This window comes from Pseudomonas sp. B16120, assembly GCF_044218845.1.
Classification (GTDB): Bacteria; Pseudomonadota; Gammaproteobacteria; order Pseudomonadales; family Pseudomonadaceae; genus Aquipseudomonas; species Aquipseudomonas paracarnis.
In genome coordinates, this window is sequence record NZ_CP162588.1 from 198,214 (window position 1) to 223,833 (window position 25,620).

Consider the following 25,620-nt stretch of genomic DNA (forward strand, 5'->3'; position numbering starts at 1 on the left):
CGAGCTTGTTTGGCTATCCACAATTGCTACGTAATAGCACGATCCGGCTTACTTTGGGTTGTCCGCTTGTGCTGTGTCTATCACCTTGAAGCGCAGAACGCCGATGACTTGCCCGTCTTCGGTGAGCACCTGCACCTGCCAGCGCCCTACGGCGTCACCGGGGAAGTTCTGCTTGTGGGTCCAGGCGCGATAGCCTTCCTTGCGCCCACCATGGATGTCCAGGGCAATGCGGTCGACTTCCTGGCCGTTGAATTTCCACACATGGTAAATCCGCTCATCCAGCCCGCGTGGTGCGTTGATGGCGGTGTACGCATACAGCCCACCGCTGCGCAATTGGGCGGCGGTGACTTGCTTGAGGTCGTCGCCCGGCGTGCGGTCTTGCAGTTGGGTGCTGATGGCGACTTCGGTCATCCATAGGGTGGCGGGCGGTACCCAGCTGCGCAGGAACCAGCCGGCGCAGCCGATGGCGGCCGTTACCCCCAGCAGCATCGCCCAGCCCTTGAGGCTACGCAGCGGCAGGCTGACGGCCAGGCTCGGGATCGACAGGACCATGGCCACGCCCAACGCCAGTTTGTAACTCTGGGCGGTGGTCAGGTGCATGATGATCGGCAGCGCGGTCAGCAACGCGGCGAATAGGGTCAGGGTGTGCAGGGCCAGGAATAGCGAGCGTTTGGGCGCCAGCCATTTGTAATACAGCGGGTCGATGATCGACACCAGCGCCGCTGCGCCAAGCAGGCCAGTGAACAACGATTGGCCGCTGTTCCAGGCGGTGGTGACGAAAAAGAAGGGCAGGACGAAAAACAGACTTTCCTGGTGGATCATCTGGGTGGCGTAGCGCAGCAGCGGTTCAGGGATCTCGCGATTGAAGACTTTGGTGAACAGTTGCGTAAAGCTGTTCTCCAGCATCAGCCACAACCAGCTCACCAGCATGATCACCGCGATCCAGCTGGCCATGCCCTGCTGGCGGTCTACCAGGATGAAGCTGCCCACCCCCGAGATGAAACCGCCGAGTGCAATCACCCCTGGGTAGCGCTTGATCAGTTCTATAACGCGCTGGATGAGGGGCGGCAAGTTCGGCATGGGCGGTTCACTGGTTGTGGGAAAAATCTCAGACAGAATAACGCCTTGGCCCGATATTCTGTGCCTCATTACTCAACAGGTTTGCGATAAAGCCTCAGGCCGATCAAACCAAGGATGATCAGGCCCAGTAGGCCCGCACCGATCCAGGTCAAGGCGTCATAACTCAACAGCGGTTTTTCGATGCGCCAGTAGCCCGGCTGCTGGAACGCTTCGCGCATGGCCTGGTTGGTTTGCGCCAGGCTCACGGCCTTGATGCGTTTGACCGGGTCGCTGAAACGTCCATTGGAGTAGTCGCCGGCCGCACTCCAGTAATAGTCGGCCAACGCGCTGTTGCCCTGCACTGCCCAGGCTTGGCGGGCAATGGCGGCTTGTTGCAGGCGTGTGAATACTGTTGGGTCGAGGCCATCCTTGAGCAGTTGGGCCTTGAGGTCTTGCAAGACCTGCTCGGCTTCAGCGAGGTTTTCTCGCTCAAGGTCGGCATTCAGGCTGAGGAACCCAACGCCGCCGAGCACTTCGCGTTCTACCCACGGGCCGTAGGACAAACCGTGCTTGAGGCGCAGTTGCCGGTACAGCGCCCAGTCGAGGTAGTCCTTGAGCAGGTTGTAGGTTTCATCATGCTGGTCGTCCAGCACAGGCTCCGGGAACAGCCAGTGCAGCTTGGCGCCATCGCCCACCCAGCCGCGGATCAGGTCGCGGTGGCTGGCGGCGGTATGCTGGATTTCCGGGAGGGGGCGATGTTCGCTCGGCTCCACTGGGTCGAGTTGACCATAGGTGCGTTCCAGGTAGGCGGGCAGCAGTTTGTCGAGATCGCCGACGACGATCAGGGTCATGTTGTTCGGCGCGTACCATTCTTTGCGCAGCTTCTCCAACTGGTCGCGGGTGAGGTGGCTGACCTCGGCGCGTTCGGCGCACTTGAGGCCCAACTCCACGGCCAATTGGTTACTGGCGCTGTGACCGAGGTCTTGGCGATCCAGCAGGCGTTGCAAGTGTGAATAATGGCCGCCGTCTTCTCGCTCCACCACCTGTTTGGCGGCGTTGATATGAGCGTCGGTCAGTTGCGTGCGCGTGAGGATTGCCAGCAGCAGGTCCAGTACTTTGCGTTGGTTCTGCGCGGGCGCCTCGATCACGAAAGTAGTGTCGGCGTTGCTGGTGTAGGCGTTCCACTCGCCGCCCAGGGCTTGCATGCGGTCTTCGAGGTCGCCTTCGCCGCCGCCATCGATGCCGCTGAACAGCAAGTGCTCGAACAAGTGCGGCAGTTCTTTTTCTTCGCAACCGAAGTCGTCCAGGCCCACCCCAACCACCAGGCGAATAGCCACGTGCCCACGCTCGGTACCCGGTTTGAGCAGCAGTTGCAGGCCGTTGGGCAAGGTGTAGCCCTCGACTTGCAGGCGGTCAAAGGCAAAGGTGTGTACCGAGCCCAAGAGCAGGCAGGCGAGTAACAGGCGACGCATAACAAGCTTCCTGGCGAATGAGGTCCATTGTTAACTGACTTCGCTCGCGGGCGTACGTTCAGGGTGAATGGGTGATGTCGGCAATACTTTCGGCGGAGAGCGCGCCAGTGTCGGACGTTTCCAACACTACATAAGCACTGCTGCAAAACAACGAGTTCAAGCGTTTCATGTCGGCAATCAGTTCCAGATGCAGGGAGCTGGTTTCCAGGCTCTGCACGATCTTGCGCTGCAAGCGGCTGACATGGGCGTGGGCCAGGCGGCGTTCCTGGGCACGGAAGCGGCGCTTTTCTCGCAGTAATTGACGGGCGCTTTCCGGGTCGCCGCTGAGAAACACCGACAGGCCCAGGCGCAGGTTGGCGATCAACTGGCTGTGCAGGCCACTGAGTTCCTCCAGGCCCACTTCGGAAAATTGCCGGCGTTGCGAGGTCTTCTGTTGCTGGACCTTGCGCAGCATGCGTTCGATCAGGTCACCGGCCAATTTCAAGTTGATCGACAGCTCGATGATCTCGGCCCAGCGGCGGTTGTCCTGTTCACTCAGGTCTTCACGGGGCATTTGCGCCAGGTAGAGTTTGATCGCGCTGTAGAGCGCTTCGACGTCATCGCTCAGGCTGCGCATTTCTTGGGTAACGGCGGTTTGGTTGCCGCGCAGCACTTCCTGCATCGAAGTGAGCATATTGTCGATCAAGTCACCCAGGCGCAGGGTTTCGCGGGCGGCGTTCGCCAGGGCCAGGCTTGGGGTATTCAATGAGGCCAGGTCCAGATGGCGTGGCTTGGCCTTGCCATTGGTTTCGGGGCGTTCCGGCAGCAGCCATTCGCACAGGCGTGCCATGGGCCCGATGGTGGGCAACAGGATCAGGCAACGGCTGACGTTGTAGAGCAGGTGGAAGGTGATGACCATGCCCTGAACGCTGTAGTCCAGGCCGTCCATCCAGCCCACGAGCGGGTCAAGCACCGGAATGATCAGCAACAGACCGATCAATTTGTACAACAGGCTGCCTAGGGCCACTTGGCGACCGGCAGTGTTTTGCATGCTGGTACTGAGAAACGCCAGCACCCCGCTGCCGATGTTGGCGCCGATTACCAGGCCGATGGCCACGTGCAAGCCGATCACGCCGGCACCGGCCAGGGTGGCCGTGAGCAGCACCGCAGCGAGGCTGGAGTAGGAAATCATGGCGAACAGCGCGCCCACCAGGGCGTCCAGCAAGATATCGCCGGTCAGCGAAGCGAAGATGACTTTCACGCCCTGGGCATGGGTAATGGGCCCGGCGGCTTCGACGATCAATTGCAGCGCGAGGATGATCAGGCCCAGGCCGATCCCCACCCGGCCTAACTGTCCTGCTCGCGTCTGCTTGCGCGACAGGAAGAAAATCACCCCGAGGAAGATCAGCAGCGGCGACAGCCAGGACAAATCGAACGTCAGCACCCGCGCCATCAAGGCCGTACCGACGTCGGCGCCAAGCATGGTGGCCAAGGCCGGCGTGAGGCTCATCAGCCCTTGGCCGACGAACGAAGTCACCAGCATCGCGGTGGCGTTACTGCTTTGCACCATGGCCGTCACCAGGATACCGGCGACAAATGCCAGCCAGCGCTTGGACATGTTCTGCCCGATGACTTGGCGCAAATTGGAACCGTAGACCCGCAGGATGCCGGTTCGGACGATATGCGTGCCCCAGATAAGCAGGGTCACGGCGGAAAGCAGATTGAGCAAGGTCAGCATGCTCGGCCCCCCGTGTGGGTGCGCTCCAGCAGGAGCGAAGGAAAGTTACCGCGTGCCGCTCTACGTCTTGTACCTAAGCTGTAGTTGGCGAATGGGCTCTGCGCCAGCATCGCATAGCTAAACTTGGGATTGAAACAAAACTGTCATGAAGATCGTTCCCCACGCTCGGCGTGGGAACGCATCCTGTGACGCTCTGCGTCACTTTGCGGACGCGGAGCGTCCGAGAGGGCATTCCCACGCGGAGCGTGGGAACGATCACTCGCGGGTCAAATTTACTGACCCGGAATGTCCTTGCGCAGTTTCACTGGGTCCTGCTGTTTCTTCTTTTTCGCGATGGCGGTACGCATCTTGATGTTCACCGCTTCCACCGCCAGCGAGAACGCCATGGCGAAGTAGACGTAGCCTTTTGGCACGTGTACGTCGAAGGATTCAGCGATCAGTACGGTACCCACGACCAGCAGGAACGACAGCGCCAGCATTTTCAGCGACGGGTGCTTGTCGATGAACTCGCTGATGGTGCCGGCAGCCAGCATCATCACCAATACCGCGACGACGATGGCGGCAACCATCACCGGCACGTGGGAAACCATGCCGACGGCGGTAATCACCGAGTCCAGGGAGAACACGATGTCGATGATGGCGATCTGGATAATGGTGTAGATGAACTTGCCACCGGCGCCTTTGGGCTCGTCGTGGGTTTCATCTTCACCTTCCAGCGCGTGGTACATCTCCTGGGAGCTTTTCCACAGCAGGAACAGGCCACCGAAGAACAGGATCAGGTCACGACCGGAGATGCCTTGGCCAAACACGACGAACAGGTCGGCGGTCAGTTGCATGACCCAGGTGATCGACAGCAGCAACAGGATGCGCGTGACCATGGCCAGTGCCAGGCCGAAGATCCGGGTGCGCGCCTGCATATGCTTGGGCATGCGGCTGACCAGGATCGAAATCATGATGATGTTATCGATGCCCAGGACGATCTCGAGAGCCGTCAGGGTGAAGAAGGCAATCCAGATTTCCGGATTGGTCAGCCATTCCATGTGTATTCCTTTGAGCAAGTGTTAACCGCGCAAGCTGTAGCGCCGCGCGGTGAGTGAGTCGGTACGATTATAGAGTGCTGAACAGCGGAAAAATCCCCATCAGCAGTGCGGCGAACATTATGCACAGGCACACCAGCACTGCCCACTTGAGCGTGAAGCGCTGGTGATCGCCGAATTCGATACCCGCCAGGGCAACCAGCAAGTACGTCGAGGGTACCAGTGGGCTGAGCAAATGCACGGGCTGCCCGACGATCGACGCCCGCGCCATTTCCACCGCGGTGATGCCGTAATGGCTGGCAGCTTCGGCCAGTACCGGCAGTACGCCGTAGTAGAACGCATCGTTGGACATGAAGAAGGTGAACGGCATGCTCACCAGCGCGGTGATCACCGCCAGGTAAGGGCCCATGGCTTCGGGGATGACCGCCAACAGGCTCTTGGACATGGCATCGACCATGCCGGTGCCCGACAGGATGCCCGTGAAGATACCGGCGGCGAAGATCAAGCCCACCACCGCCAATACGCTACCGGCGTGAGCCGCGACGCGGTCTTTCTGCTGCTGCAGGCACGGGTAGTTGACGATCATGGCGATACTGAACGCCACCATGAACAGCACCGGCAGCGGCAACAGGCCGGCAATCAGGGTGCACATCAACGCCAGGGTCAGGGCGCCGTTGAACCAGATCAATTTCGGCCGGCGGGCGTCGGGGAATTGCGACACGCTGATTTCGCTGTGGTCGATCTCGTCGCCCTGCAGGTGCAATTCACCCAGGCGCGCACGTTCGCGCTTGCCGTACATGTAGGCAATCACCAGGATCGCCACAACACCGGCGGCCATGGCCGGGATCATCGGTACGAAGATGTCCGACGGGTCTACATGCAGCGCACTGGCGGCGCGCGCCGTCGGGCCGCCCCAGGGGGTCATGTTCATCACGCCACCGGCGAGAATGATCAGGCCGGCCATGATCCTTGGGCTCATGCCGATGCGCTGGTACAGCGGCAGCATGGCCGCGACGCAGATCATGTAGGTGGTAGCCCCGTCACCGTCCAGGGATACCACCAGGGCCAGTACGGCGGTGCCGACCGACACCTTGAGCGGGTCGCCCTTGACCATCTTGAGGATCTTGCGCACGGCCGGGTCGAACAGGCCGGAGTCGATCATCAAGGCAAAATAGAGGATGGCGAACATCAGCATCACGCCGGTCGGCGCAAGCTTGGTGATGCCTTCGAGCATCATCGGGCCGATCTTCGGTGCGAAACCGCCGAACAGCGCGAACAGGATCGGCACGATGATCAAGGCGATCAGCGCGGACAGGCGCTTGGTCATGATCAGGAACATGAACGTGATGACCATGGCAAAGCCAAGGAAAGTCAGCATAGGAATACTCCAGGCGTAGCGCGGCTAGGGAATGGCGGACCGAGTGGCGGTCAGCGCAGAACGAAAGGCACGAGGCGTACGGGTGGAGTCGGAGCGAACAGGCGGGTACGAGCGGACATCGGGAATCACCATTGTTGTTGTTAACAGCCGGTCTGTTGCCGGCAGTGAGGGCGATCCTAGACGGGGAAGCTTTCAGCCAGCTTTCGCTGAGAAAACAGCTGATGAAGGGCAGGCATCATTCTTCAGGTTGGTGCAGAACAAAATGTGGGGGGCTGGCTTGCCTGCGATGGCGGTGTATCAGCCAACATCTCTTATGGCTGTGACACCGCCATCGCAGGCAAGCCAGCTCCCACATTTGGATAGTGGTCGCTGCCAGACTATCAGGGTAGTTCCAGGCCGCCGGCGGCTTTGTGCAAGGCCCGCAAATGCTCACCCACCTGCTTGAGGTTGGCTTCACACGCGGCGATCTCGGCGGCGCGGGAAGGATCGAGCAGCGCCCTCACCTCCTTATCCAGCTCGCCGGTCAACGACTGCAACTGTTTCTGGCGTTCGGCGCTTTCTGATTCAAGGCGCTTGGCTTCCGAAGGTTGCGGCAGGCCATAACCCCCGCTGTCCAGCAACTCGGCCGGGCGACTCAGGAAGCCGCTGTTGGCGAGAATTTGCTGCAGCGTGTTGTTGGCTTTCTCCATGCCGCCGTATTTCAGCTCGCGGGCATTGAGGTAGCGTTGTTTGACCTCATCCTGGGCGAGCATCAGTTGTTTGCGATAGCTGGCCTGCTCCAGCAGCAACAGCGCGGCGCTGGTGCGCAGGTCGGCCTGGCTGAACCATTGGCGACGCGCTTGCGCATCCAGGGACAACCAGTCTTCGACCTGGGTCTGCTTGATCGGCAGTTGCTTGCGCAGCACATCAAACATGGCCTGGTAACGCTCGCGGAACGAGTCGAAGTGATACCCCAGCCGCAGTGCCTCGCGCTTGTCATTCAATACGCTGGTATCGGCCAGGCCGCGGGCGCTGAGCACTTCCAGCAAACCGTTGGGGGTGATGTTGTCCAGGCCGGTCAATTGCGGGTTGGCGCTGCCGCTGCGCAACAGTTTCAGGCTTTCGACCGCACAATTGTTGGAGATAAAGAAGTAGTTGCCGTCATAGCTCCAGTGCATCTGCGCCGCATGTTCGACGGTGTCGTTGATTTCCTGACGGCTGAGCTTCAGCGGCACCGACGCCAGGCCACGCAGTTCGGTCTTGGTGTATTCATCAATGACCTGGGCCAACGGCAGTACGAACAGCCGCGACGGGTATTTACCCACCAGGCCATCCCAGCTCGACAGCTGGACGTCACCGACGAAGGCGCGGTAGGACAGCACCAGATGCCGGTCCAGGTCCAGCCGGCAATCCGGGCCACGCGGGCGGCCCGGCGCACAAATCACCAGGCGCAACATGCTATGGCCCCAACGGCTCACCAGGTTCTGGTTGGCTTCGGCCAGCAGATAGTCGATTTCATACACGCGCTCCGGATCGATCTGGCCCAGGGGCGTCTTGGCGAAATCGTTGCCCGCGTTCAGGAAGGCATAGGTACTGGCGCAGGTGTCCTGTTCAGGCGGGGCCCAGCCGAAGTGATCCTTGTAATAACGGAACAGCGCGGGGCGGCGACAGGCGTAGCTGGGGTCCAGGAGGAAATACTCCATGTTGACCGCCACGAACTCCAGCGGGCTGGTGGTTTCGTAGATGTCCGGGCTGCGCACCACCTGATGGTTGTGCTGCTCACGCTCTCCGCGCCGACCCACATATTGTGGCCAGCCGGCAAGATCCAACAGGCGTGGGTCGTCACTGAGGGTAAAGCGGCGGTCGTTCTGGCCACGGCACTGGTCGGGCAAGCCGATCAAACCGGTGATGTTGTTCTGACGGCTGCAGCGCTGGATCAGCGTGCGCTCGTCCTGGGACCACAGGCGCGCACGGTCATAGATGTGGGTCAGTTCATGCAGCACGGTGGCGAGCATTTCCCGGCGTACAGTACCGTGGGGGCGATTGGTTTTCTGGGTGGCGGCGCTGCCGTCAGTCAGGCTGGCGAGCAGGTTCTGGTTGAGGTCCAACTCGGACACCAGGGATGCCTGCCCGTAGGCATTGTCAGGCATCTTGTCGGTCCAGCCGACATCAATACGTCGGTCCAATTGCTCGACAAAGCGCGGCGGCAAGGAGCGCAGCGCTTCATCCAGCAATGCCTGGCTGGCCTGCTGTTCGGCCGGGCTCAAGCCTTCGGTCTTGAGCCGCAGTTGCAGGCCGGCCTGGGCCGTACTCGCGCACAGCAGCACGGCCCCGGCCAGGAGCCAGGTTTTGAGGCGCCTCACAGAGCGAGGATAGCTTCTGCGAGGGTCTGGTCGCTGGCATCACGGGCTTCTGGCACGCGGGTGCGAAGGGTATCGAACGCTGCTTCCAGCTGGGCGCCACGGATCTCGCCATTGGTGGCGACGAAACTGGCGGCGTCATCGTGGGCTTCGCGCACGATCTTGGAGTCGCGGATGGAGGTGGTGGTGTCCGAGGTGAAATCAATGGTGCGCGCCGAGGCACGCACGACGATGTTGCTGGTGGCCTTCAAGGTTTGCGCCTGGGCGACATCGGCCAAAAACAGCAGGCCGAGGGCGGCGACGATCAGCGGGCTACGCATGGGGTGACTCCAATGACAAAGATAGAAATACAACGATGATTATTGGACGAGAATTGCTTGCGCCAGTTCAAGGTCGCTTGCATGAAGTTTTGGCTGGGTGCGGCGCAGATAGTCCAGCGCGGACTCCAGGCGTGCGCCCCGCCATTGGCCGTCAGTGGCAATGAAAGCGGCAGCATCATCCCGAGCGGCCAGGACCAACTTATTGTCGAACGGCGCAGAGGTCACTTTGCTGGTGGCATACACGCTGACAACCGTGCTCTGGGTGGACACATCCAACGCTGAAGCCATGGGTGACCAGCAGGCGCAAAACAGTACAGGAACAATCAATAAACGGTATGAAAAAGCCATGGGACTCGACAACTGAAAGCGAGCGCCAAGGCTAGCGCAACGGCCGGGCGAGAGCCAGCGCCGAGCCATCCGGGAGCGGCAGGCGCTCCCGTCTGGTTGCCGTGGGTCAGATAGCCAGGATGGCCTGTGCCAGCTGCGTATCGGTAGCGGTATTCAATTGCGGCGCTTGTTGGCGGATCTGGGCCAGGGCGCTTTCCAGTTTCACGCCACGGATGGCGCCTTCGCTGGCGACAAAGCTGGCGGCGTCGTCACGGGCCGCTTGTACGACCTTGTTGTCGCGCAGGGATGAGGTGGCATCAGACGTGGCATCGGAGGTTGCCTTCAGAGCGCCGACGATCGAGTCAGTCGTCATGATCAGGCTGCTCGCGTTGGCATTGGCAGCCAGAGTCAGCACAGCGGCAGTGCACAGCAGGCGAAGACGGGACATGGGGTAACTCCTGTAGACGAATAATAAGGTGGCGCGAAACGGCCACAATGAAACGGACTGGGACTGTCGAGCATCAGACGCACGCTCTACAGGGTTCGCCACGTGGTGAACCGATATTAGGCGTGTGCAGGACTATTCGGAAGCCTGTAATTAAACTGTACCTGTCATATTTTATAAATTTAAAACTGTATCTGTGTGCTTGAATCGAGCCAATCCAATGGGCTATCGCAGATACAACAAAGCCCGCCTCCGGTTACCCGGGGCGGGCTTTGCTTTGACAAATCAGGGTGCTGGCAGTGGACCCGTCAGGTCAGGGCCAGCGGGCGCCACTTAGCGCCAGAACGGCTTGCTCAGCTCTTCGTAGCGTTGAGCTTCGCTGATACCGGCGTCAGCCAGCAGACGCGAATCCAGGCGAGCCAACTGGTGGCGGCTGGAGATGCGGCGCTGCCACAACATCAGGTTGGCGAGAACGCGCAAAGGCAGGGAAGCCTGGGTGTTTACAGCTTTTTCTTCGAAGAACAGTTCGGAACTGAGTGTACGTTCCATGATGACATCCTTCCGCTTGTGGCGGGATTAGGTAGTGGTTTAACTGATGCCAATGATCCTCCTCCGAGGCAAGACTCTCTAGATACAGTTCACCTGTATTGTGAGAGGCCAGTTAACTGTTTAGCGAGGCTGTACGGTACGAAATTGGGGCAACTGTACCTGTGCGCACTTAAAAGGTGCGAAATAGGCATTTTTGAGTTGGTGTGTGGGATATTTCGGTAGGAAATGACCAGTACAGCAGTACAGTTTTTTCCATAAGTGCGGGTGGATTCACCGAGCTGATGAAACTGTATTTGCATCAGCCCGGATCTGTATTCATCAAGCCTTGAGCATGTGCCCGGTTTCTTCCAGGTTAATGTGCCAACTCAGTGCTTCGCGCAAGATGTGCGGCGTATGCCCACCGATGGCGCAGGCGGCATCGAAGTAAGTGTTGAGGGCATCGCGGTAGGCTGGGTGCACGCAGTTATCGATGATCACCCGAGCGCGCTCCCGTGGCGCCAGGCCCCGCAGGTCGGCAAGGCCTACTTCGGTGACGAGAATGTCCACGTCATGCTCGGTGTGGTCCACATGGCTGACCATCGGTACCACGCTGGAAATTGCGCCGCCCTTGGCAATGGACTTGGTGACGAAGATCGCCAGGTGCGCATTGCGGGCGAAATCCCCGGAGCCGCCGATGCCGTTCATCATCCGCGTGCCGCAGACGTGGGTGGAGTTGACGTTGCCGTAGATATCGAACTCCAGCGCGGTATTGATACCGATGATGCCCAGGCGCCGTACCACTTCAGGGTGGTTGGAAATTTCCTGCGGGCGCAGCACCAATTTGTCCTTGTAGTGCTCCAGGTTGCCGAACACATCGGCATTGCGTCGCTCCGACAAGGTAATCGAACTGCCGGAGGCAAAGCTCAGCTTGCCGGCGTCGATCAGGTCGAAGGTCGAATCCTGCAACACTTCCGAGTACATGGTCAGGTCTTCGAACGGCGACTCGATCAATCCGCACATCACCGCGTTGGCAATATTACCGATGCCGGCTTGCAGCGGGCCGAGCTTGTTGGTCATGCGCCCGGCATCGACTTCTTGCTTGAGAAAGTTGATCAGGTGATTGGCGATGCCTTGGGTGTCGCTGTCAGGCGGCGTTACCGTGGAGGCGGAGTCCGCCTGGTTGGTGATGACGATGGCGACGATTTTCTCGGGCGGGATCGGAATCGCGGTGCTGCCGATACGGTCGTCGACTTTCACCAGCGGGATCGGCGTGCGCGTCGGCCGGTAGGTCGGGATGTAGATGTCGTGCAACCCCTCCAGGTTCGGGTTGTGCGCCAGGTTGATCTCGACGATCACCTGTTTGGCAAAAATCGCGAAGCTGGCCGAGTTGCCTACGGAGGTAGTGGGCACGATATGGCCCTGCTCAGTGATCGCGACGGCTTCGATCACGGCGATGTCGGGCAATTTGAGCTGATTGTTGCGCAGTTGCTCGACGGTTTCCGACAGGTGCTGGTCGATAAACATCACCTCGCCGGCATTGATCGCCTTGCGCAGAGTGCTGTCGACTTGAAAGGGCATGCGTCGTGACAGTACGCCGGCTTCGGTCAACTGCTTGTCCAGGTCATTGCCCAGGCTGGCGCCGGTCATCAGCGTGATTTTGAGTGGCGAAGTCTTGGCGCGTTCGGCCAGGGCGTGGGGGACGGCCTTGGCTTCACCGGCACGGGTGAAGCCGCTCATGCCGACGGTCATGCCGTCCTCGATCAGTGCAGCGGCGTCTGCCGCGCTCATGACCTTGTTCAACAACGAAGGCAAGCGGATACGATCACGGTACATGAATTGTTATCTCTGGCTACGGAAAGCAAGGTGGGCAGTGTAGTGATTTCAAAAAGTTTCGGCCCGCTACCATGGTCGAATGCCAGGTCGCGATTTAGAGCCTTTGGTCGGGTTTCATGTGTGTGCAAAGCGGGATGCAGAGCATCCCTAGATGCGCTCTCACGCAGAGCGTGGGAACCATAAAAAAACCCCAGCCTACGTGAGGCCAGGGTTTCAGGTATTGCGCTGGCGCAGTGTTATTCGACGGCCTTGACCATGTCTTCGATGACCTTCTTGGCATCACCGAACACCATCATGGTCTTGTCCAGGTAGAACAACTCGTTATCCAGGCCCGCATAGCCGCTGGCCATCGAGCGCTTGTTGACGATGATGGTCTTGGCCTTGAACGCCTCGAGGATCGGCATGCCAGCGATGGGTGAGTTCGGGTCGTTCTTGGCGGCCGGGTTGACCACGTCGTTGGCGCCCAATACCAGCACCACGTCGGCCTGGCCGAACTCGGAGTTGATGTCTTCCATCTCGAACACCTGGTCGTAAGGCACTTCGGCCTCGGCCAGCAATACGTTCATGTGCCCCGGCATACGGCCCGCCACCGGGTGGATCGCGTACTTTACGGTGACGCCGTGGTGGGTCAGCTTCTCGGTCAGCTCCTTGAGCGCGTGTTGTGCCCGCGCGACCGCAAGGCCGTAGCCTGGGACGATAATCACGGTGTCGGCGTTGGTCAGCAGGAAGGTGGCGTCATCAGCGGAGCCGGACTTCACCGGGCGTGCTTCTTTGGAGCCCGCCGCAGCGCCAGCATCCGGCGCGTTGCCGAAACCGCCCAACAGCACATTAAAGAAGGAGCGGTTCATCGCCTTGCACATGATGTACGACAGGATCGCGCCGCTGGAGCCCACCAGGGAACCGGCGATGATCAGCATCGAGTTGTTCAGCGAGAAACCGATGCCCGCCGCTGCCCAGCCGGAATAGCTGTTGAGCATCGACACCACCACGGGCATGTCGGCGCCGCCAATCGGGATGATGATCAGCACACCCAGCACGAAGGCCAGGGCCAGCATCAGTGCAAATGCGCTGAGATTGCCGGTGAACATGAACGCCAGGCCCAGGCCCAGGGTTGCGAGACCGAGCACCAGGTTCAGTTTGTGTTGGCCGCCGAACTGTACCGGTGCGCCCTGGAACAGGCGGAACTTGTACTTGCCCGACAGCTTGCCGAATGCGATCACCGAGCCGGAGAAGGTGATTGCACCGATAGCGGCACCGAGGAACAGTTCCAGGCGGTTACCGGTCGGTATCGAATCGCCCAAGTGCTTGACGATGCCCAGGGACTGCGGCTCGACCACGGCGGCAATGGCGATGAACACCGCTGCCAGGCCGATCATGCTGTGCATGAAGGCGACCAGCTCGGGCATCTTGGTCATTTCAACACGCTTGGCCATGATCGAGCCGGCGGTACCGCCAACCAGTAGGCCAACGATGACGTAGCCGATACCGGCAGTCGCCAGTTCAGCCCCCAGCTTATAAATGAGGCCGACGGTGGTGAGTACCGCCAGCGCCATGCCGAGCATGCCGAACAGGTTGCCGCGCCGCGAAGTGGTCGGGTGCGAGAGGCCTTTAAGGGCCTGGATGAAGCAGATCGACGCGATCAGGTAGAGAGTCGTCACGAGATTCATGCTCATTACTTGGGCGCCTCTTCTTTTACTTTCGGGGCTTTCTTCTTGAACATCTCAAGCATTCTGCGGGTGACCAGGAAGCCACCGAAGACATTTACCGCCGCCAGGGCCACGGCCAGTGTGCCCATAGTCTTGCCCAACGGGGTGACGGTCAGCGCGGCAGCCAGCATGGCGCCGACGATGACAATCGCGGAAATGGCGTTGGTCACGGCCATCAGCGGCGTGTGCAATGCAGGTGTTACGTTCCAGACCACGTGATAACCGACATAAATCGCCAGCACAAAGATGATCAGGTTGTAGATACCGGGGGAGATAAGCTCTTCCATCGTCTGAATCCCTGCTTAGGCGTTTTTGCGGATGACTTGGCCGTCGCGGCACATCAGGCACGCGGCGACGATGTCGTCTTCGAGGTTGATTTCAAACTGCCCTTCCTTGGTGAAGACCAGCTTCAGGAAGTCCAGCAGGTTGCGCGCATACAAGGCCGACGCATCGGCGGCGACAGCGCCCGCCAGGTTGGTCGGGCCGCAGATGATCACGCCGTTTTCCACCACGACCTGGTCGGCCACGGTCAGCGGGCAGTTGCCACCTTGGGCTGCGGCGAGGTCGATGACCACCGAGCCGGGTTTCATCTGCGCCACGGTATCGGCGCTGAGCAGGGTCGGCGCCTTGCGGCCCGGGATGAGGGCGGTGGTGATAACGATATCGGCCTGTTTGGCGCGTTCGTGCACGGCCAGGGCCTGGCGTTGCATCCAACTGCTGGGCATCGGGCGCGCGTAGCCACCGACACCGACGGCGCATTCACGCTCTTCATCGGTTTCGTACGGGACGTCGACAAACTTGGCGCCCAGGGATTCGATCTGCTCCTTAACCGCCGGGCGTACGTCGGACGCTTCGATCACCGCGCCCAGGCGCTTGGCCGTGGCGATGGCTTGCAGGCCCGCCACACCGGCGCCGAGGATCAGTACGCGCGCGGCTTTTACAGTGCCGGCAGCAGTCATCAGCATCGGCATGAAACGCGGGTAGTGATGAGCGGCGAGCAACACGGCCTTGTAACCGGCGATGTTGGCTTGCGAAGACAGCACATCAAGGCTTTGAGCGCGTGAAGTGCGCGGCGCGGCTTCCAGGGCGAAGGCGGTGATGCCGCGCTCGGCGAGCTTGGCGATGGTTTCGTTGCTGAACGGGTTGAGCATGCCCACCAACACGGTGCCACTTTTGATCAGCGCAAGTTCGCTGTCGCTGGGGGCAACCACTTTGAGAATCAGCTCGGCGCCAAACGCGTCGTTGGCACTGCCAATGGTGGCGCCTGCCGTTTCATAGGCACTGTCGACGATGCTGGCATTGATGCCTGCGCCGCTTTGTACAGTGACCTTATGGCCCTGGCCGATCAGCTTCTTGATGGTTTCTGGGGTGGCAGCCACCCGCGTTTCACCGGTCTGGGTTTCGAGAGGAACACCAATGTGCACGTCAAATCTCCTGCATGATCTTTTTGCTTTTGATCTTTTTGTAAAAAGGCCAGTGCACCGCGAGTGGCGCAACTGGGGCGGCCGATCAGCACGATCCCGCTGAAATGACAGCGGGGCGCGGCATTTTGCAGGCGAACTTTACGGCCATCAAGGGATTATGACGGGTGACGAAAAATTAACTACAAGTCACCCTGTGACTGATTGTCGCAACAAGCTGAAATAACCTCTTTAAATACAGGTCATTAAAGGCGTTCAGGCGTTTTCGCTCCATTTTTCCATTGCCAGTGTGAATAGTCGTGCATTGGCCGGTAAGAGTCGCTACGAGCCATGAGATACATGGCTTTTAGCCTTATTTTTGGCTGACAAGTACAGTCTGTTTAAATGCGACATATACGTATATCTGTAGGATCTTAATTTATTTGACTACAAAGTCAGCAATTGCGCTTTGTCCTTTATTTACATGGGTTGTAGCGTCTTGACTGGTCGAGCAGCCAGTCCCTGAATGCATGCAGTGAGGCGGATTCGACCTTTTTGTCAGGAATCATCAGGTAATAAGCCTTTTCGCTGGTCAGTGCTTCGGTGCTCGCGATTACCAGTTGTTGCTCCTTCAGCTCCCGCTGTATGAGGAAGGGAGGAATCAGTGCGATGCCCATGTCATGCATGGCCGCTTGAGACAGCATCGAGAATAGCTCGTATCGAGGGCCTGTCATGTCGCGAGGGATGCTCAGGTGTTGGGCGTTGAACCATTGGCGCCAGGCGTAGGGGCGTGTGGTCTGCTGCAACAGGGGCAGCTCGGCGATCTGTTGAGGGGTGAAGTGCGTGCGGTCGCCGAGTAAGCGCGGGCTGCATACCGGTACCGGGTTTTCGCCCATTAACCGGTGGGATTGCGTACCCGACCAATCGGCATCCCCGAAGTAGATCGCCGCATCGAACTCAGTATCGGCGAACAGGAAGGGGCGTGTGCGGTTCGTCAGGTTCACCGTGACTTCCGGGTGCTGATGTTGAAAGTCTTTCAGGCGTGGGATCAGCCACTGCGTGCCGAAGGTAGGTACCACCGCCAGTTCGATCACATTGGCGCCCTGCTGGCCCATCACCGACAAGGTGTCGCGCTCTACGGCGTCCAGTTGCGTTGCAACCCTGCGGCTATAAGACAGCCCCGCCTCCGTCAGCTTCACCCCACGGCGTGAGCGGCGAAACAGCTCGACACTCAAAAACTCCTCCAGGCTGGCGATCTGTCGGCAAATCGCGCCTTGGGTGATGGAAAGCTCCAAGGCTGCCTTGGTGAAGCTCTCGTGCCGGGCTGCTGCCTCAAAGCTGATGAGCGCGGTGGTACTGGGGATTTTCCTGCGCATGTACGTTGCCCTCACAGATAAAGCGCATTTCTGGGCTTTTTTAGTGTTACGAAGTGAGAAATTAGCACAAGCCTATGCAAAAACCTCGTTTGCCCTCTGCGCTGACCGCGCCTAGTCTGGTTCCACGACTTCTGATTTTTTCCGCGAGGACTTATTCATGGCTGGCAAGGCAAGCTTCAACTGGATCGATCCACTGCTGTTGGATCAACAGCTCACCGAAGAAGAGCGCATGGTGCGTGACAGCGCCGAGCAATTTGCTCAGGACAAGCTGGCTCCCCGCGTGCTCGAAGCCTTTCGCCACGAAAAGACAGACCCTGCTATTTTCCGCGAGATGGGCGAGACCGGTTTGCTGGGGGCGATGATCCCTGAGCAGTACGGTGGCAGTGGCTTGAACTATGTCAGCTACGGTTTGATTGCTCGGGAGGTGGAGCGTGTCGACTCCGGCTATCGCTCGATGATGAGTGTGCAGTCTTCCCTCGTCATGGTGCCGATCAATGAGTTCGGTACCGAGGCGCAAAAACAGAAGTACTTGCCCAAACTGGCCTCTGGTGAATGGATCGGTTGCTTCGGGCTGACCGAGCCCAACCATGGTTCCGACCCAGGTGCGATGATTACTCGTGCACGCAAAGTGGATGGCGGCTACAGCCTGACCGGCGCAAAGATGTGGATCACCAACAGTCCGATTGCGGATGTGTTTGTGGTGTGGGGCAAAGATGATGCCGGGGACATCCGTGGCTTTGTCCTGGAAAAAGGCTGGAAAGGTCTGAGCGCTCCGGCTATCCACGGCAAGGTGGGGCTGCGGGCCTCCATCACCGGTGAAATCGTGATGGATAACGTATTTGTGCCCGAAGAAAATATCTTCCCGGATGTACGGGGTTTGAAAGGGCCGTTTACCTGCCTTAATTCGGCACGGTACGGGATTTCCTGGGGGGCGCTGGGGGCTGCTGAGTTCTGCTGGCATACCGCACGCCAGTACACACTTGATCGCCAGCAGTTTGGTCGCCCACTGGCTGCCACTCAGTTGATCCAGAAGAAGCTGGCAGACATGCAGACCGAGATTACCTTGGCCCTGCAAGGTTGCCTGCGCCTGGGTCGGATGAAGGATGAGGGGACGGCGGCGGTTGAGATCACTTCGATCATGAAGCGTAACTCGTGTGGCAAGTCATTGGATATCGCGCGCATGGCCCGGGACATGCTGGGCGGCAACGGTATCTCCGACGAATTCGGAGTGGCGCGCCACTTGGTCAACCTTGAGGTGGTCAACACCTATGAAGGGACCCATGACGTGCATGCCTTGATCCTGGGGCGCGCGCAAACCGGTCTTCAAGCGTTCTATTAATAGGAGCATGGGCATGGGCGCGCTTTCGCATCTGCGAGTGCTGGATTTGTCGCGAGTACTCGCGGGCCCCTGGTCCGGGCAGATTCTTGCAGACCTTGGGGCTGAGGTGATCAAGGTCGAAAGGCCGAGCAGCGGCGATGACACGCGCGCTTGGGGGCCGCCCTTCCTTAAGGATGCGGATGGCGAAAATACCAGTGAGGCGGCGTATTACCTGTCGGCCAACCGTAATAAAGAGTCGGTGACCATCGACTTTACGCGGTCGGAAGGCCAGAAGCTGGTGCGTGATCTGGCCGCCAAGTCGGACATCCTGATCGAAAACTTCAAGGTGGGCGGCCTTGCAGCGTATGGGCTGGACTATGAATCCCTCAAAGAGGTCAACCCGGAGCTGATTTACTGTTCCATCACGGGGTTTGGTCAGACGGGCCCCTATGCGATGCGTGCCGGCTACGATTTCATGATCCAGGGTCTGGGCGGGCTCATGAGCCTGACCGGGCGGCCTGAAGGGGATGAAGGCGCCGGGCCGGTAAAGGTTGGCGTAGCCTTGACCGACATCTTGACCGGGCTTTATTCGACCGTCGCGATCCTGGCTGCGCTAGCTCATCGCGATCACGATGGTGGTGGGCAGCATATCGATATGGCGTTACTGGATGTGCAGGTGGCTTGCCTGGCGAATCAGGCGATGAATTACCTGACAACCGGGGCGCCGCCCAAGCGCCTGGGGAATGCTCACCCTAATATCGTGCCTTATCAGGATTTTCCTACGGCCGATGGAGATTTCATCCTCACCGTAGGCAATGACGGGCAGTTCCGTAAATTCGCTGAAGTCGCTGGGCAACCGCAATGGGCGGATGACGTGCGTTTCGCCACCAATCGCGCACGGGTAGCTAATCGTGCGGAGCTGATTCCTTTGATTCGCCAGGCGACGGTCTTCAAGACGACCGCTGAGTGGGTGTCGCAGCTGGAGCAAGTGGGCGTGCCGTGTGGGCCCATCAATGATCTGGCGCAGGTGTTCTCCGATCCTCAGGTCCAGGCGCGGGGTTTGGCGATTGAGTTGCCTCACGCATTGGCGGGGACGGTGCCCCAGGTTGCGAGCCCGATACGCTTATCCAAGACGCCTGTGGAGTACCGGAGTGCGCCTCCTCTATTGGGGGAGCATACGCTTGAGGTGCTGCAGGGGGTTCTGGGGTTGGGAGCTGCTCATGTGGCCGCACTGAAGGAGGCGGGCGTTATTTGAACTTCCCTTCTATATAGACGCGCAGTGGATGCCGGCTGTTTTTTAACCGAAGCTAACTTATTGATAGAAAAGCAAAAATAAGAGTTGACGGCGAATTATATCTGTCTATAATTCGCCCCACTTCCGGCGCAGTCGAAACGGAAAACTCCTTGGTAAACAATGAGTTACGCGGTTCTCGACAGCAAGTTGCTTCAGTTCATCGAAGCCAAAAGGAAGTTGAAAAAGAGGTGTTGACAGCAGCGTGTAACGCTGTAGAATTCGCCTCCCGCTTACGAGAGATCGCAAGCGCAAGTGGTTGAAGTTGTTGAAGAAGTCTTCGAAAACTTCTGAAAATAACCACTTGACAGCAAATGAGGCTGCTGTAGAATGCGCGCCTCGGTTGAGACGAAAGATCTTAACCAACCGCTCTTTAACAACTGAATCAAGCAATTCGTGTGGGTGCTTGTGGAGTCAGACTGATAGTCAACAAGATTATCAGCATCACAAGTTACTCCGCGAGAAATCAAAGATGTAACCAACGATTGCTGAGCCAAGTTTAGGGTTTCTTAAAAACCCAAAGATGTTTGAACTGAAGAGTTTGATCATGGCTCAGATTGAACGCTGGCGGCAGGCCTAACACATGCAAGTCGAGCGGTAGAGAGAAGCTTGCTTCTCTTGAGAGCGGCGGACGGGTGAGTAATGCCTAGGAATCTGCCTGGTAGTGGGGGATAACGTTCGGAAACGGACGCTAATACCGCATACGTCCTACGGGAGAAAGCAGGGGACCTTCGGGCCTTGCGCTATCAGATGAGCCTAGGTCGGATTAGCTAGTTGGTGAGGTAATGGCTCACCAAGGCGACGATCCGTAACTGGTCTGAGAGGATGATCAGTCACACTGGAACTGAGACACGGTCCAGACTCCTACGGGAGGCAGCAGTGGGGAATATTGGACAATGGGCGAAAGCCTGATCCAGCCATGCCGCGTGTGTGAAGAAGGTCTTCGGATTGTAAAGCACTTTAAGTTGGGAGGAAGGGTTGTAGATTAATACTCTGCAATTTTGACGTTACCGACAGAATAAGCACCGGCTAACTCTGTGCCAGCAGCCGCGGTAATACAGAGGGTGCAAGCGTTAATCGGAATTACTGGGCGTAAAGCGCGCGTAGGTGGTTTGTTAAGTTGGATGTGAAATCCCCGGGCTCAACCTGGGAACTGCATTCAAAACTGACTGACTAGAGTATGGTAGAGGGTGGTGGAATTTCCTGTGTAGCGGTGAAATGCGTAGATATAGGAAGGAACACCAGTGGCGAAGGCGACCACCTGGACTAATACTGACACTGAGGTGCGAAAGCGTGGGGAGCAAACAGGATTAGATACCCTGGTAGTCCACGCCGTAAACGATGTCAACTAGCCGTTGGAAGCCTTGAGCTTTTAGTGGCGCAGCTAACGCATTAAGTTGACCGCCTGGGGAGTACGGCCGCAAGGTTAAAACTCAAATGAATTGACGGGGGCCCGCACAAGCGGTGGAGCATGTGGTTTAATTCGAAGCAACGCGAAGAACCTTACCAGGCCTTGACATCCAATGAACTTTCTAGAGATAGATTGGTGCCTTCGGGAACATTGAGACAGGTGCTGCATGGCTGTCGTCAGCTCGTGTCGTGAGATGTTGGGTTAAGTCCCGTAACGAGCGCAACCCTTGTCCTTAGTTACCAGCACGTTATGGTGGGCACTCTAAGGAGACTGCCGGTGACAAACCGGAGGAAGGTGGGGATGACGTCAAGTCATCATGGCCCTTACGGCCTGGGCTACACACGTGCTACAATGGTCGGTACAGAGGGTTGCCAAGCCGCGAGGTGGAGCTAATCCCATAAAACCGATCGTAGTCCGGATCGCAGTCTGCAACTCGACTGCGTGAAGTCGGAATCGCTAGTAATCGCGAATCAGAATGTCGCGGTGAATACGTTCCCGGGCCTTGTACACACCGCCCGTCACACCATGGGAGTGGGTTGCACCAGAAGTAGCTAGTCTAACCTTCGGGAGGACGGTTACCACGGTGTGATTCATGACTGGGGTGAAGTCGTAACAAGGTAGCCGTAGGGGAACCTGCGGCTGGATCACCTCCTTAATCGACGACATCAGCTGCTCCATAAGTTCCCACACGAATTGCTTGATTCATTGAAGAAGACGAAAGAAGCAGCCCGAAATTGGGTCTGTAGCTCAGTTGGTTAGAGCGCACCCCTGATAAGGGTGAGGTCGGCAGTTCGAATCTGCCCAGACCCACCAATTTTGTGTGGGAAACGCCTGTAGAAATACGGGGCCATAGCTCAGCTGGGAGAGCGCCTGCCTTGCACGCAGGAGGTCAACGGTTCGATCCCGTTTGGCTCCACCACTACTGCTTCTGTTTGTATAAAGCTTAGAAATGAGCATTCCATCGTTGTGATGGTGAATGTTGATTTCTAGTCTTTGACTAGTTCGTTCTTTAAAAATTTGGGTATGTGATAGAAAGATAGACTGAACGTTACTTTCACTGGTAACGGATCAGGCTAAGGTAAAATTTGTGAGTTCTCTTAATTGAGAAATTCGAATTTTCGGCGAATGTCGTCTTCACAGTATAACCAGATTGCTTGGGGTTATATGGTCAAGTGAAGAAGCGCATACGGTGGATGCCTTGGCAGTCAGAGGCGATGAAAGACGTGGTAGCCTGCGAAAAGCTTCGGGGAGTCGGCAAACAGACTTTGATCCGGAGATGTCTGAATGGGGGAACCCAGCCATCATAAGATGGTTATCTTGTACTGAATACATAGGTGCAAGAAGCGAACCAGGGGAACTGAAACATCTAAGTACCCTGAGGAAAAGAAATCAACCGAGATTCCCTTAGTAGTGGCGAGCGAACGGGGACTAGCCCTTAAGTGGCTTTGAGATTAGCGGAACGCTCTGGAAAGTGCGGCCATAGTGGGTGATAGCCCTGTACGCGAAAATCTCTTAGTCATGAAATCGAGTAGGACGGAGCACGAGAAACTTTGTCTGAATATGGGGGGACCATCCTCCAAGGCTAAATACTACTGACTGACCGATAGTGAACTAGTACCGTGAGGGAAAGGCGAAAAGAACCCCGGAGAGGGGAGTGAAATAGATCCTGAAACCGTATGCGTACAAGCAGTGGGAGCCCACTTTGTTGGGTGACTGCGTACCTTTTGTATAATGGGTCAGCGACTTATTTTCAGTGGCGAGCTTAACCGAATAGGGGAGGCGTAGCGAAAGCGAGTCTTAATAGGGCGTCTAGTCGCTGGGAATAGACCCGAAACCGGGCGATCTATCCATGGGCAGGTTGAAGGTTGGGTAACACTAACTGGAGGACCGAACCGACTACCGTTGAAAAGTTAGCGGATGACCTGTGGATCGGAGTGAAAGGCTAATCAAGCTCGGAGATAGCTGGTTCTCCTCGAAAGCTATTTAGGTAGCGCCTCATGTATCACTGTAGGGGGTAGAGCACTGTTTCGGCTAGGGGGTCATCCCGACTTACCAAACCGATGCAAACTCCGAATACCTACAAGTGCCGAGCATGGGAGACACACGGCGGGTGCTAACGTCCGTCGTGAAAAGGGAAACAACCCAGACCGTCAGCTAAGGTCCCAAAGTTATGGTTAAGTGGGAAACGATGTGGGAAGGCTTAGACAGCTAGGAGGTTGGCTTAGAAGCAGCCACCCTTTAAAGAAAGCGTAATAGCTCACTAGTCGAGTCGGCCTGCGCGGAAGATGTAACGGGGCTCAAACCATACACCGAAGCTACGGGTATCACGTAAGTGATGCGGTAGAGGAGCGTTCTGTAAGCCTGTGAAGGTGAGTTGAGAAGCTTGCTGGAGGTATCAGAAGTGCGAATGCTGACATGAGTAACGATAATGGGTGTGAAAAACACCCACGCCGAAAGACCAAGGTTTCCTGCGCAACGTTAATCGACGCAGGGTTAGTCGGTCCCTAAGGCGAGGCTGAAAAGCGTAGTCGATGGAAAACAGGTTAATATTCCTGTACTTCTGGTTATTGCGATGGAGGGACGGAGAAGGCTAGGCCAGCTTGGCGTTGGTTGTCCAAGTTTAAGGTGGTAGGCTGGAATCTTAGGTAAATCCGGGATTCTAAGGCCGAGAGCTGATGACGAGTTAACTTTTAGTTAACGAAGTGGTTGATGCCATGCTTCCAAGAAAAGCTTCTAAGCTTCAGGTAACCAGGAACCGTACCCCAAACCGACACAGGTGGTTGGGTAGAGAATACCAAGGCGCTTGAGAGAACTCGGGTGAAGGAACTAGGCAAAATGGCACCGTAACTTCGGGAGAAGGTGCGCCGGTGAGGGTGAAGGACTTGCTCCGTAAGCTCATGCCGGTCGAAGATACCAGGCCGCTGCGACTGTTTATTAAAAACACAGCACTCTGCAAACACGAAAGTGGACGTATAGGGTGTGACGCCTGCCCGGTGCCGGAAGGTTAATTGATGGGGTTAGCTAACGCGAAGCTCTTGATCGAAGCCCCGGTAAACGGCGGCCGTAACTATAACGGTCCTAAGGTAGCGAAATTCCTTGTCGGGTAAGTTCCGACCTGCACGAATGGCGTAACGATGGCGGCGCTGTCTCCACCCGAGACTCAGTGAAATTGAAATCGCTGTGAAGATGCAGTGTATCCGCGGCTAGACGGAAAGACCCCGTGAACCTTTACTATAGCTTTGCACTGGACTTTGAATTTGCTTGTGTAGGATAGGTGGGAGGCTTTGAAGCGTGGACGCCAGTCTGCGTGGAGCCATCCTTGAAATACCACCCTGGCAACTTTGAGGTTCTAACTCAGGTCCGTTATCCGGATCGAGGACAGTGTATGGTGGGTAGTTTGACTGGGGCGGTCTCCTCCTAAAGAGTAACGGAGGAGTACGAAGGTGCGCTCAGACCGGTCGGAAATCGGTCGTAGAGTATAAAGGCAAAAGCGCGCTTGACTGCGAGACAGACACGTCGAGCAGGTACGAAAGTAGGTCTTAGTGATCCGGTGGTTCTGTATGGAAGGGCCATCGCTCAACGGATAAAAGGTACTCCGGGGATAACAGGCTGATACCGCCCAAGAGTTCATATCGACGGCGGTGTTTGGCACCTCGATGTCGGCTCATCACATCCTGGGGCTGAAGCCGGTCCCAAGGGTATGGCTGTTCGCCATTTAAAGTGGTACGCGAGCTGGGTTTAGAACGTCGTGAGACAGTTCGGTCCCTATCTGCCGTGGACGTTTGAGATTTGAGAGGGGCTGCTCCTAGTACGAGAGGACCGGAGTGGACGAACCTCTGGTGTTCCGGTTGTCACGCCAGTGGCATTGCCGGGTAGCTATGTTCGGAATAGATAACCGCTGAAAGCATCTAAGCGGGAAACTAGCCTCAAGATGAGATCTCACTGGAACCTTGAGTTCCCTGAAGGGCCGTCGAAGACTACGACGTTGATAGGTTGGGTGTGTAAGCGCTGTGAGGCGTTGAGCTAACCAATACTAATTGCCCGTGAGGCTTGACCATATAACACCCAAGCAATTTGCGAACTCGAGAGAGACCAGATTGCGGTGTGTGAAGACGCAATGAACCGAAAGTTCGACGCTCACAAAACACCGAAAACTATCACATACCCAATTTGCTGAAGCGAGGCCAACTGGCCACGACTCAGTACCCGAATTTCTTGACGACCATAGAGCATTGGAACCACCTGATCCCATCCCGAACTCAGCAGTGAAACGATGCATCGCCGATGGTAGTGTGGGGTTTCCCCATGTGAGAGTAGGTCATCGTCAAGATTAAATTCCGAAACCCCTGTTTGCTAACGCAAACAGGGGTTTTGTTTATGTAGAAGCTCATGAATTTCACCGGCACGTTGCCAACACAACGGTCTGGTACACAGAATTTCTTGACGACCATAGAGCATTGGAACCACCTGATCCCATCCCGAACTCAGCAGTGAAACGATGCATCGCCGATGGTAGTGTGGGGTTTCCCCATGTGAGAGTAGGTCATCGTCAAGATTGAATTCCAAAACCCCTGTCTGCTAACGCAGACAGGGGTTTTGTCGTTTAGGGTAGCCATCACAGCGAATCTGCCTTATCCATACCGCCTGTCGGTTTCCTACGCTA

17 protein-coding genes, 2 tRNA genes and 4 rRNA genes are annotated in these 25,620 nt (G+C 57.4%); 8 read left to right on the top strand and 15 right to left on the bottom strand.

Annotation, left to right across the window (positions count from 1 at the left end; translation table 11 throughout):
• Window positions 1-48: 48 nt before the first annotated feature.
• The 15 genes from AB4P90_RS01420 to AB4P90_RS01490 form a co-directional block, all read right to left on the bottom strand.
• The gene (locus AB4P90_RS01420) at window positions 49-1,080 is read right to left on the bottom strand and encodes a DUF5924 family protein (protein ID WP_003187399.1); all 1,032 of its coding nucleotides are present in this window, start codon (window positions 1,078-1,080) and stop codon (window positions 49-51) included.
• A 68-nt stretch (window positions 1,081-1,148) separates the two neighbouring features.
• The gene (locus AB4P90_RS01425) at window positions 1,149-2,531 is read right to left on the bottom strand and encodes a M16 family metallopeptidase (protein WP_395605586.1); all 1,383 of its coding nucleotides are present in this window, start codon (window positions 2,529-2,531) and stop codon (window positions 1,149-1,151) included.
• Window positions 2,532-2,589: 58 nt separating this feature from the next.
• Window positions 2,590-4,248 carry a Na/Pi cotransporter family protein gene (locus AB4P90_RS01430; RefSeq protein WP_003187402.1) on the bottom strand — a complete coding sequence of 553 codons (1,659 nt, stop codon included), beginning with the start codon at window positions 4,246-4,248 and terminating at the stop codon, window positions 2,590-2,592.
• A gap of 272 nt (window positions 4,249-4,520) precedes the next feature.
• Entirely contained in the window at window positions 4,521-5,288 is a 768-nt protein-coding gene (locus AB4P90_RS01435) for a TerC family protein (protein ID WP_014716354.1), read from the bottom strand.
• Between the two features lie 67 nt (window positions 5,289-5,355).
• On the bottom strand, window positions 5,356-6,663 hold the full coding sequence (locus tag AB4P90_RS01440; protein WP_003187405.1) for a CitMHS family transporter: 1,308 nt from the start codon (window positions 6,661-6,663) through the stop codon (window positions 5,356-5,358).
• A 380-nt stretch (window positions 6,664-7,043) separates the two neighbouring features.
• Window positions 7,044-9,005 carry a DUF4105 domain-containing protein gene (locus AB4P90_RS01445; RefSeq protein ID WP_019816933.1) on the bottom strand — a complete coding sequence of 654 codons (1,962 nt, stop codon included), beginning with the start codon at window positions 9,003-9,005 and terminating at the stop codon, window positions 7,044-7,046.
• The gene (locus AB4P90_RS01450) at window positions 9,002-9,322 is read right to left on the bottom strand and encodes a DUF2388 domain-containing protein (protein ID WP_003187408.1); all 321 of its coding nucleotides are present in this window, start codon (window positions 9,320-9,322) and stop codon (window positions 9,002-9,004) included. The genes AB4P90_RS01445 and AB4P90_RS01450 overlap by 4 nt, the downstream gene beginning before the upstream one ends.
• A gap of 39 nt (window positions 9,323-9,361) precedes the next feature.
• A complete protein-coding gene (locus AB4P90_RS01455) occupies window positions 9,362-9,670 on the bottom strand; it encodes a DUF2388 domain-containing protein (RefSeq protein WP_014716356.1) in 309 nt (102 codons plus the stop codon).
• Between the two features lie 106 nt (window positions 9,671-9,776).
• Complete coding sequence (locus AB4P90_RS01460; RefSeq protein WP_003187411.1) at window positions 9,777-10,097, bottom strand: DUF2388 domain-containing protein; 321 nt, start codon at window positions 10,095-10,097, stop codon at window positions 9,777-9,779.
• A gap of 330 nt (window positions 10,098-10,427) precedes the next feature.
• A complete protein-coding gene (locus tag AB4P90_RS01465) occupies window positions 10,428-10,643 on the bottom strand; it encodes a DUF1127 domain-containing protein (RefSeq protein ID WP_003187413.1) in 216 nt (71 codons plus the stop codon).
• Between the two features lie 318 nt (window positions 10,644-10,961).
• Window positions 10,962-12,455, bottom strand: coding sequence for an acetyl-CoA hydrolase/transferase family protein (locus AB4P90_RS01470; RefSeq protein ID WP_003187414.1), 1,494 nt, complete (start codon window positions 12,453-12,455; stop codon window positions 10,962-10,964).
• 236 nt (window positions 12,456-12,691) lie between these two features.
• Window positions 12,692-14,128, bottom strand: coding sequence for an NAD(P)(+) transhydrogenase (Re/Si-specific) subunit beta (locus AB4P90_RS01475; RefSeq protein ID WP_020301394.1), 1,437 nt, complete (start codon window positions 14,126-14,128; stop codon window positions 12,692-12,694).
• A complete protein-coding gene (locus tag AB4P90_RS01480) occupies window positions 14,128-14,448 on the bottom strand; it encodes an NAD(P) transhydrogenase subunit alpha (RefSeq protein ID WP_003187417.1) in 321 nt (106 codons plus the stop codon). The genes AB4P90_RS01475 and AB4P90_RS01480 overlap by 1 nt, the downstream gene beginning before the upstream one ends.
• Window positions 14,449-14,463: 15 nt before the next feature.
• On the bottom strand, window positions 14,464-15,585 hold the full coding sequence (locus AB4P90_RS01485; RefSeq protein ID WP_003187419.1) for a Re/Si-specific NAD(P)(+) transhydrogenase subunit alpha: 1,122 nt from the start codon (window positions 15,583-15,585) through the stop codon (window positions 14,464-14,466).
• A 452-nt stretch (window positions 15,586-16,037) separates the two neighbouring features.
• Window positions 16,038-16,937, bottom strand: a complete 900-nt coding sequence (locus AB4P90_RS01490) for a LysR family transcriptional regulator (protein WP_032903964.1) — start codon at window positions 16,935-16,937, stop codon at window positions 16,038-16,040.
• A gap of 157 nt (window positions 16,938-17,094) precedes the next feature.
• Here AB4P90_RS01490 and AB4P90_RS01495 point away from each other — a divergent pair, with 157 nt between their 5' ends.
• From AB4P90_RS01495 to rrf (AB4P90_RS01530), 8 genes are all read left to right on the top strand, one after another.
• The gene (locus tag AB4P90_RS01495) at window positions 17,095-18,276 is read left to right on the top strand and encodes an acyl-CoA dehydrogenase (protein WP_003187423.1); all 1,182 of its coding nucleotides are present in this window, start codon (window positions 17,095-17,097) and stop codon (window positions 18,274-18,276) included.
• Between the two features lie 13 nt (window positions 18,277-18,289).
• On the top strand, window positions 18,290-19,510 hold the full coding sequence (locus tag AB4P90_RS01500; RefSeq protein ID WP_395605587.1) for a CaiB/BaiF CoA transferase family protein: 1,221 nt from the start codon (window positions 18,290-18,292) through the stop codon (window positions 19,508-19,510).
• Window positions 19,511-20,075: 565 nt separating this feature from the next.
• Window positions 20,076-21,612, top strand: a 16S ribosomal RNA gene (locus AB4P90_RS01505).
• An 81-nt stretch (window positions 21,613-21,693) separates the two neighbouring features.
• Window positions 21,694-21,770, top strand: a tRNA-Ile gene (locus AB4P90_RS01510).
• A gap of 30 nt (window positions 21,771-21,800) precedes the next feature.
• Window positions 21,801-21,876, top strand: a tRNA-Ala gene (locus AB4P90_RS01515).
• Between the two features lie 247 nt (window positions 21,877-22,123).
• A 23S ribosomal RNA gene (locus AB4P90_RS01520) occupies window positions 22,124-25,015 on the top strand.
• Window positions 25,016-25,171: 156 nt separating this feature from the next.
• Window positions 25,172-25,287: ribosomal RNA gene (gene rrf, locus AB4P90_RS01525) — 5S ribosomal RNA — on the top strand.
• 109 nt (window positions 25,288-25,396) lie between these two features.
• Window positions 25,397-25,512, top strand: a 5S ribosomal RNA gene (gene rrf, locus AB4P90_RS01530).
• Together the 16S, 23S and 5S rRNA genes with 2 tRNA genes alongside form the textbook arrangement of a ribosomal RNA operon.
• Window positions 25,513-25,620: the final 108 nt, after the last annotated feature.

What these genes read in the sequence shown, in the direction of transcription:
- AB4P90_RS01420 (WP_003187399.1), bottom strand. Translation starts at nt 1,080, where the DNA reads ATGCCGAACTTGCCGCCCCTCATCCAGCGCGTTATAGAACTGATCAAG.
- AB4P90_RS01425 (WP_395605586.1), bottom strand. Translation starts at nt 2,531, where the DNA reads ATGCGTCGCCTGTTACTCGCCTGCCTGCTCTTGGGCTCGGTACACACC.
- AB4P90_RS01430 (WP_003187402.1), bottom strand. Translation starts at nt 4,248, where the DNA reads ATGCTGACCTTGCTCAATCTGCTTTCCGCCGTGACCCTGCTTATCTGG.
- AB4P90_RS01435 (WP_014716354.1), bottom strand. Translation starts at nt 5,288, where the DNA reads ATGGAATGGCTGACCAATCCGGAAATCTGGATTGCCTTCTTCACCCTG.
- AB4P90_RS01440 (WP_003187405.1), bottom strand. Translation starts at nt 6,663, where the DNA reads ATGCTGACTTTCCTTGGCTTTGCCATGGTCATCACGTTCATGTTCCTG.
- AB4P90_RS01450 (WP_003187408.1), bottom strand. Translation starts at nt 9,322, where the DNA reads ATGCGTAGCCCGCTGATCGTCGCCGCCCTCGGCCTGCTGTTTTTGGCC.
- AB4P90_RS01455 (WP_014716356.1), bottom strand. Translation starts at nt 9,670, where the DNA reads ATGGCTTTTTCATACCGTTTATTGATTGTTCCTGTACTGTTTTGCGCC.
- AB4P90_RS01460 (WP_003187411.1), bottom strand. Translation starts at nt 10,097, where the DNA reads ATGTCCCGTCTTCGCCTGCTGTGCACTGCCGCTGTGCTGACTCTGGCT.
- AB4P90_RS01465 (WP_003187413.1), bottom strand. Translation starts at nt 10,643, where the DNA reads ATGGAACGTACACTCAGTTCCGAACTGTTCTTCGAAGAAAAAGCTGTA.
- AB4P90_RS01470 (WP_003187414.1), bottom strand. Translation starts at nt 12,455, where the DNA reads ATGTACCGTGATCGTATCCGCTTGCCTTCGTTGTTGAACAAGGTCATG.
- AB4P90_RS01475 (WP_020301394.1), bottom strand. Translation starts at nt 14,128, where the DNA reads ATGAGCATGAATCTCGTGACGACTCTCTACCTGATCGCGTCGATCTGC.
- AB4P90_RS01480 (WP_003187417.1), bottom strand. Translation starts at nt 14,448, where the DNA reads ATGGAAGAGCTTATCTCCCCCGGTATCTACAACCTGATCATCTTTGTG.
- AB4P90_RS01490 (WP_032903964.1), bottom strand. Translation starts at nt 16,937, where the DNA reads ATGCGCAGGAAAATCCCCAGTACCACCGCGCTCATCAGCTTTGAGGCA.
- AB4P90_RS01495 (WP_003187423.1), top strand. Translation starts at nt 17,095, where the DNA reads ATGGCTGGCAAGGCAAGCTTCAACTGGATCGATCCACTGCTGTTGGAT.
- AB4P90_RS01500 (WP_395605587.1), top strand. Translation starts at nt 18,290, where the DNA reads ATGGGCGCGCTTTCGCATCTGCGAGTGCTGGATTTGTCGCGAGTACTC.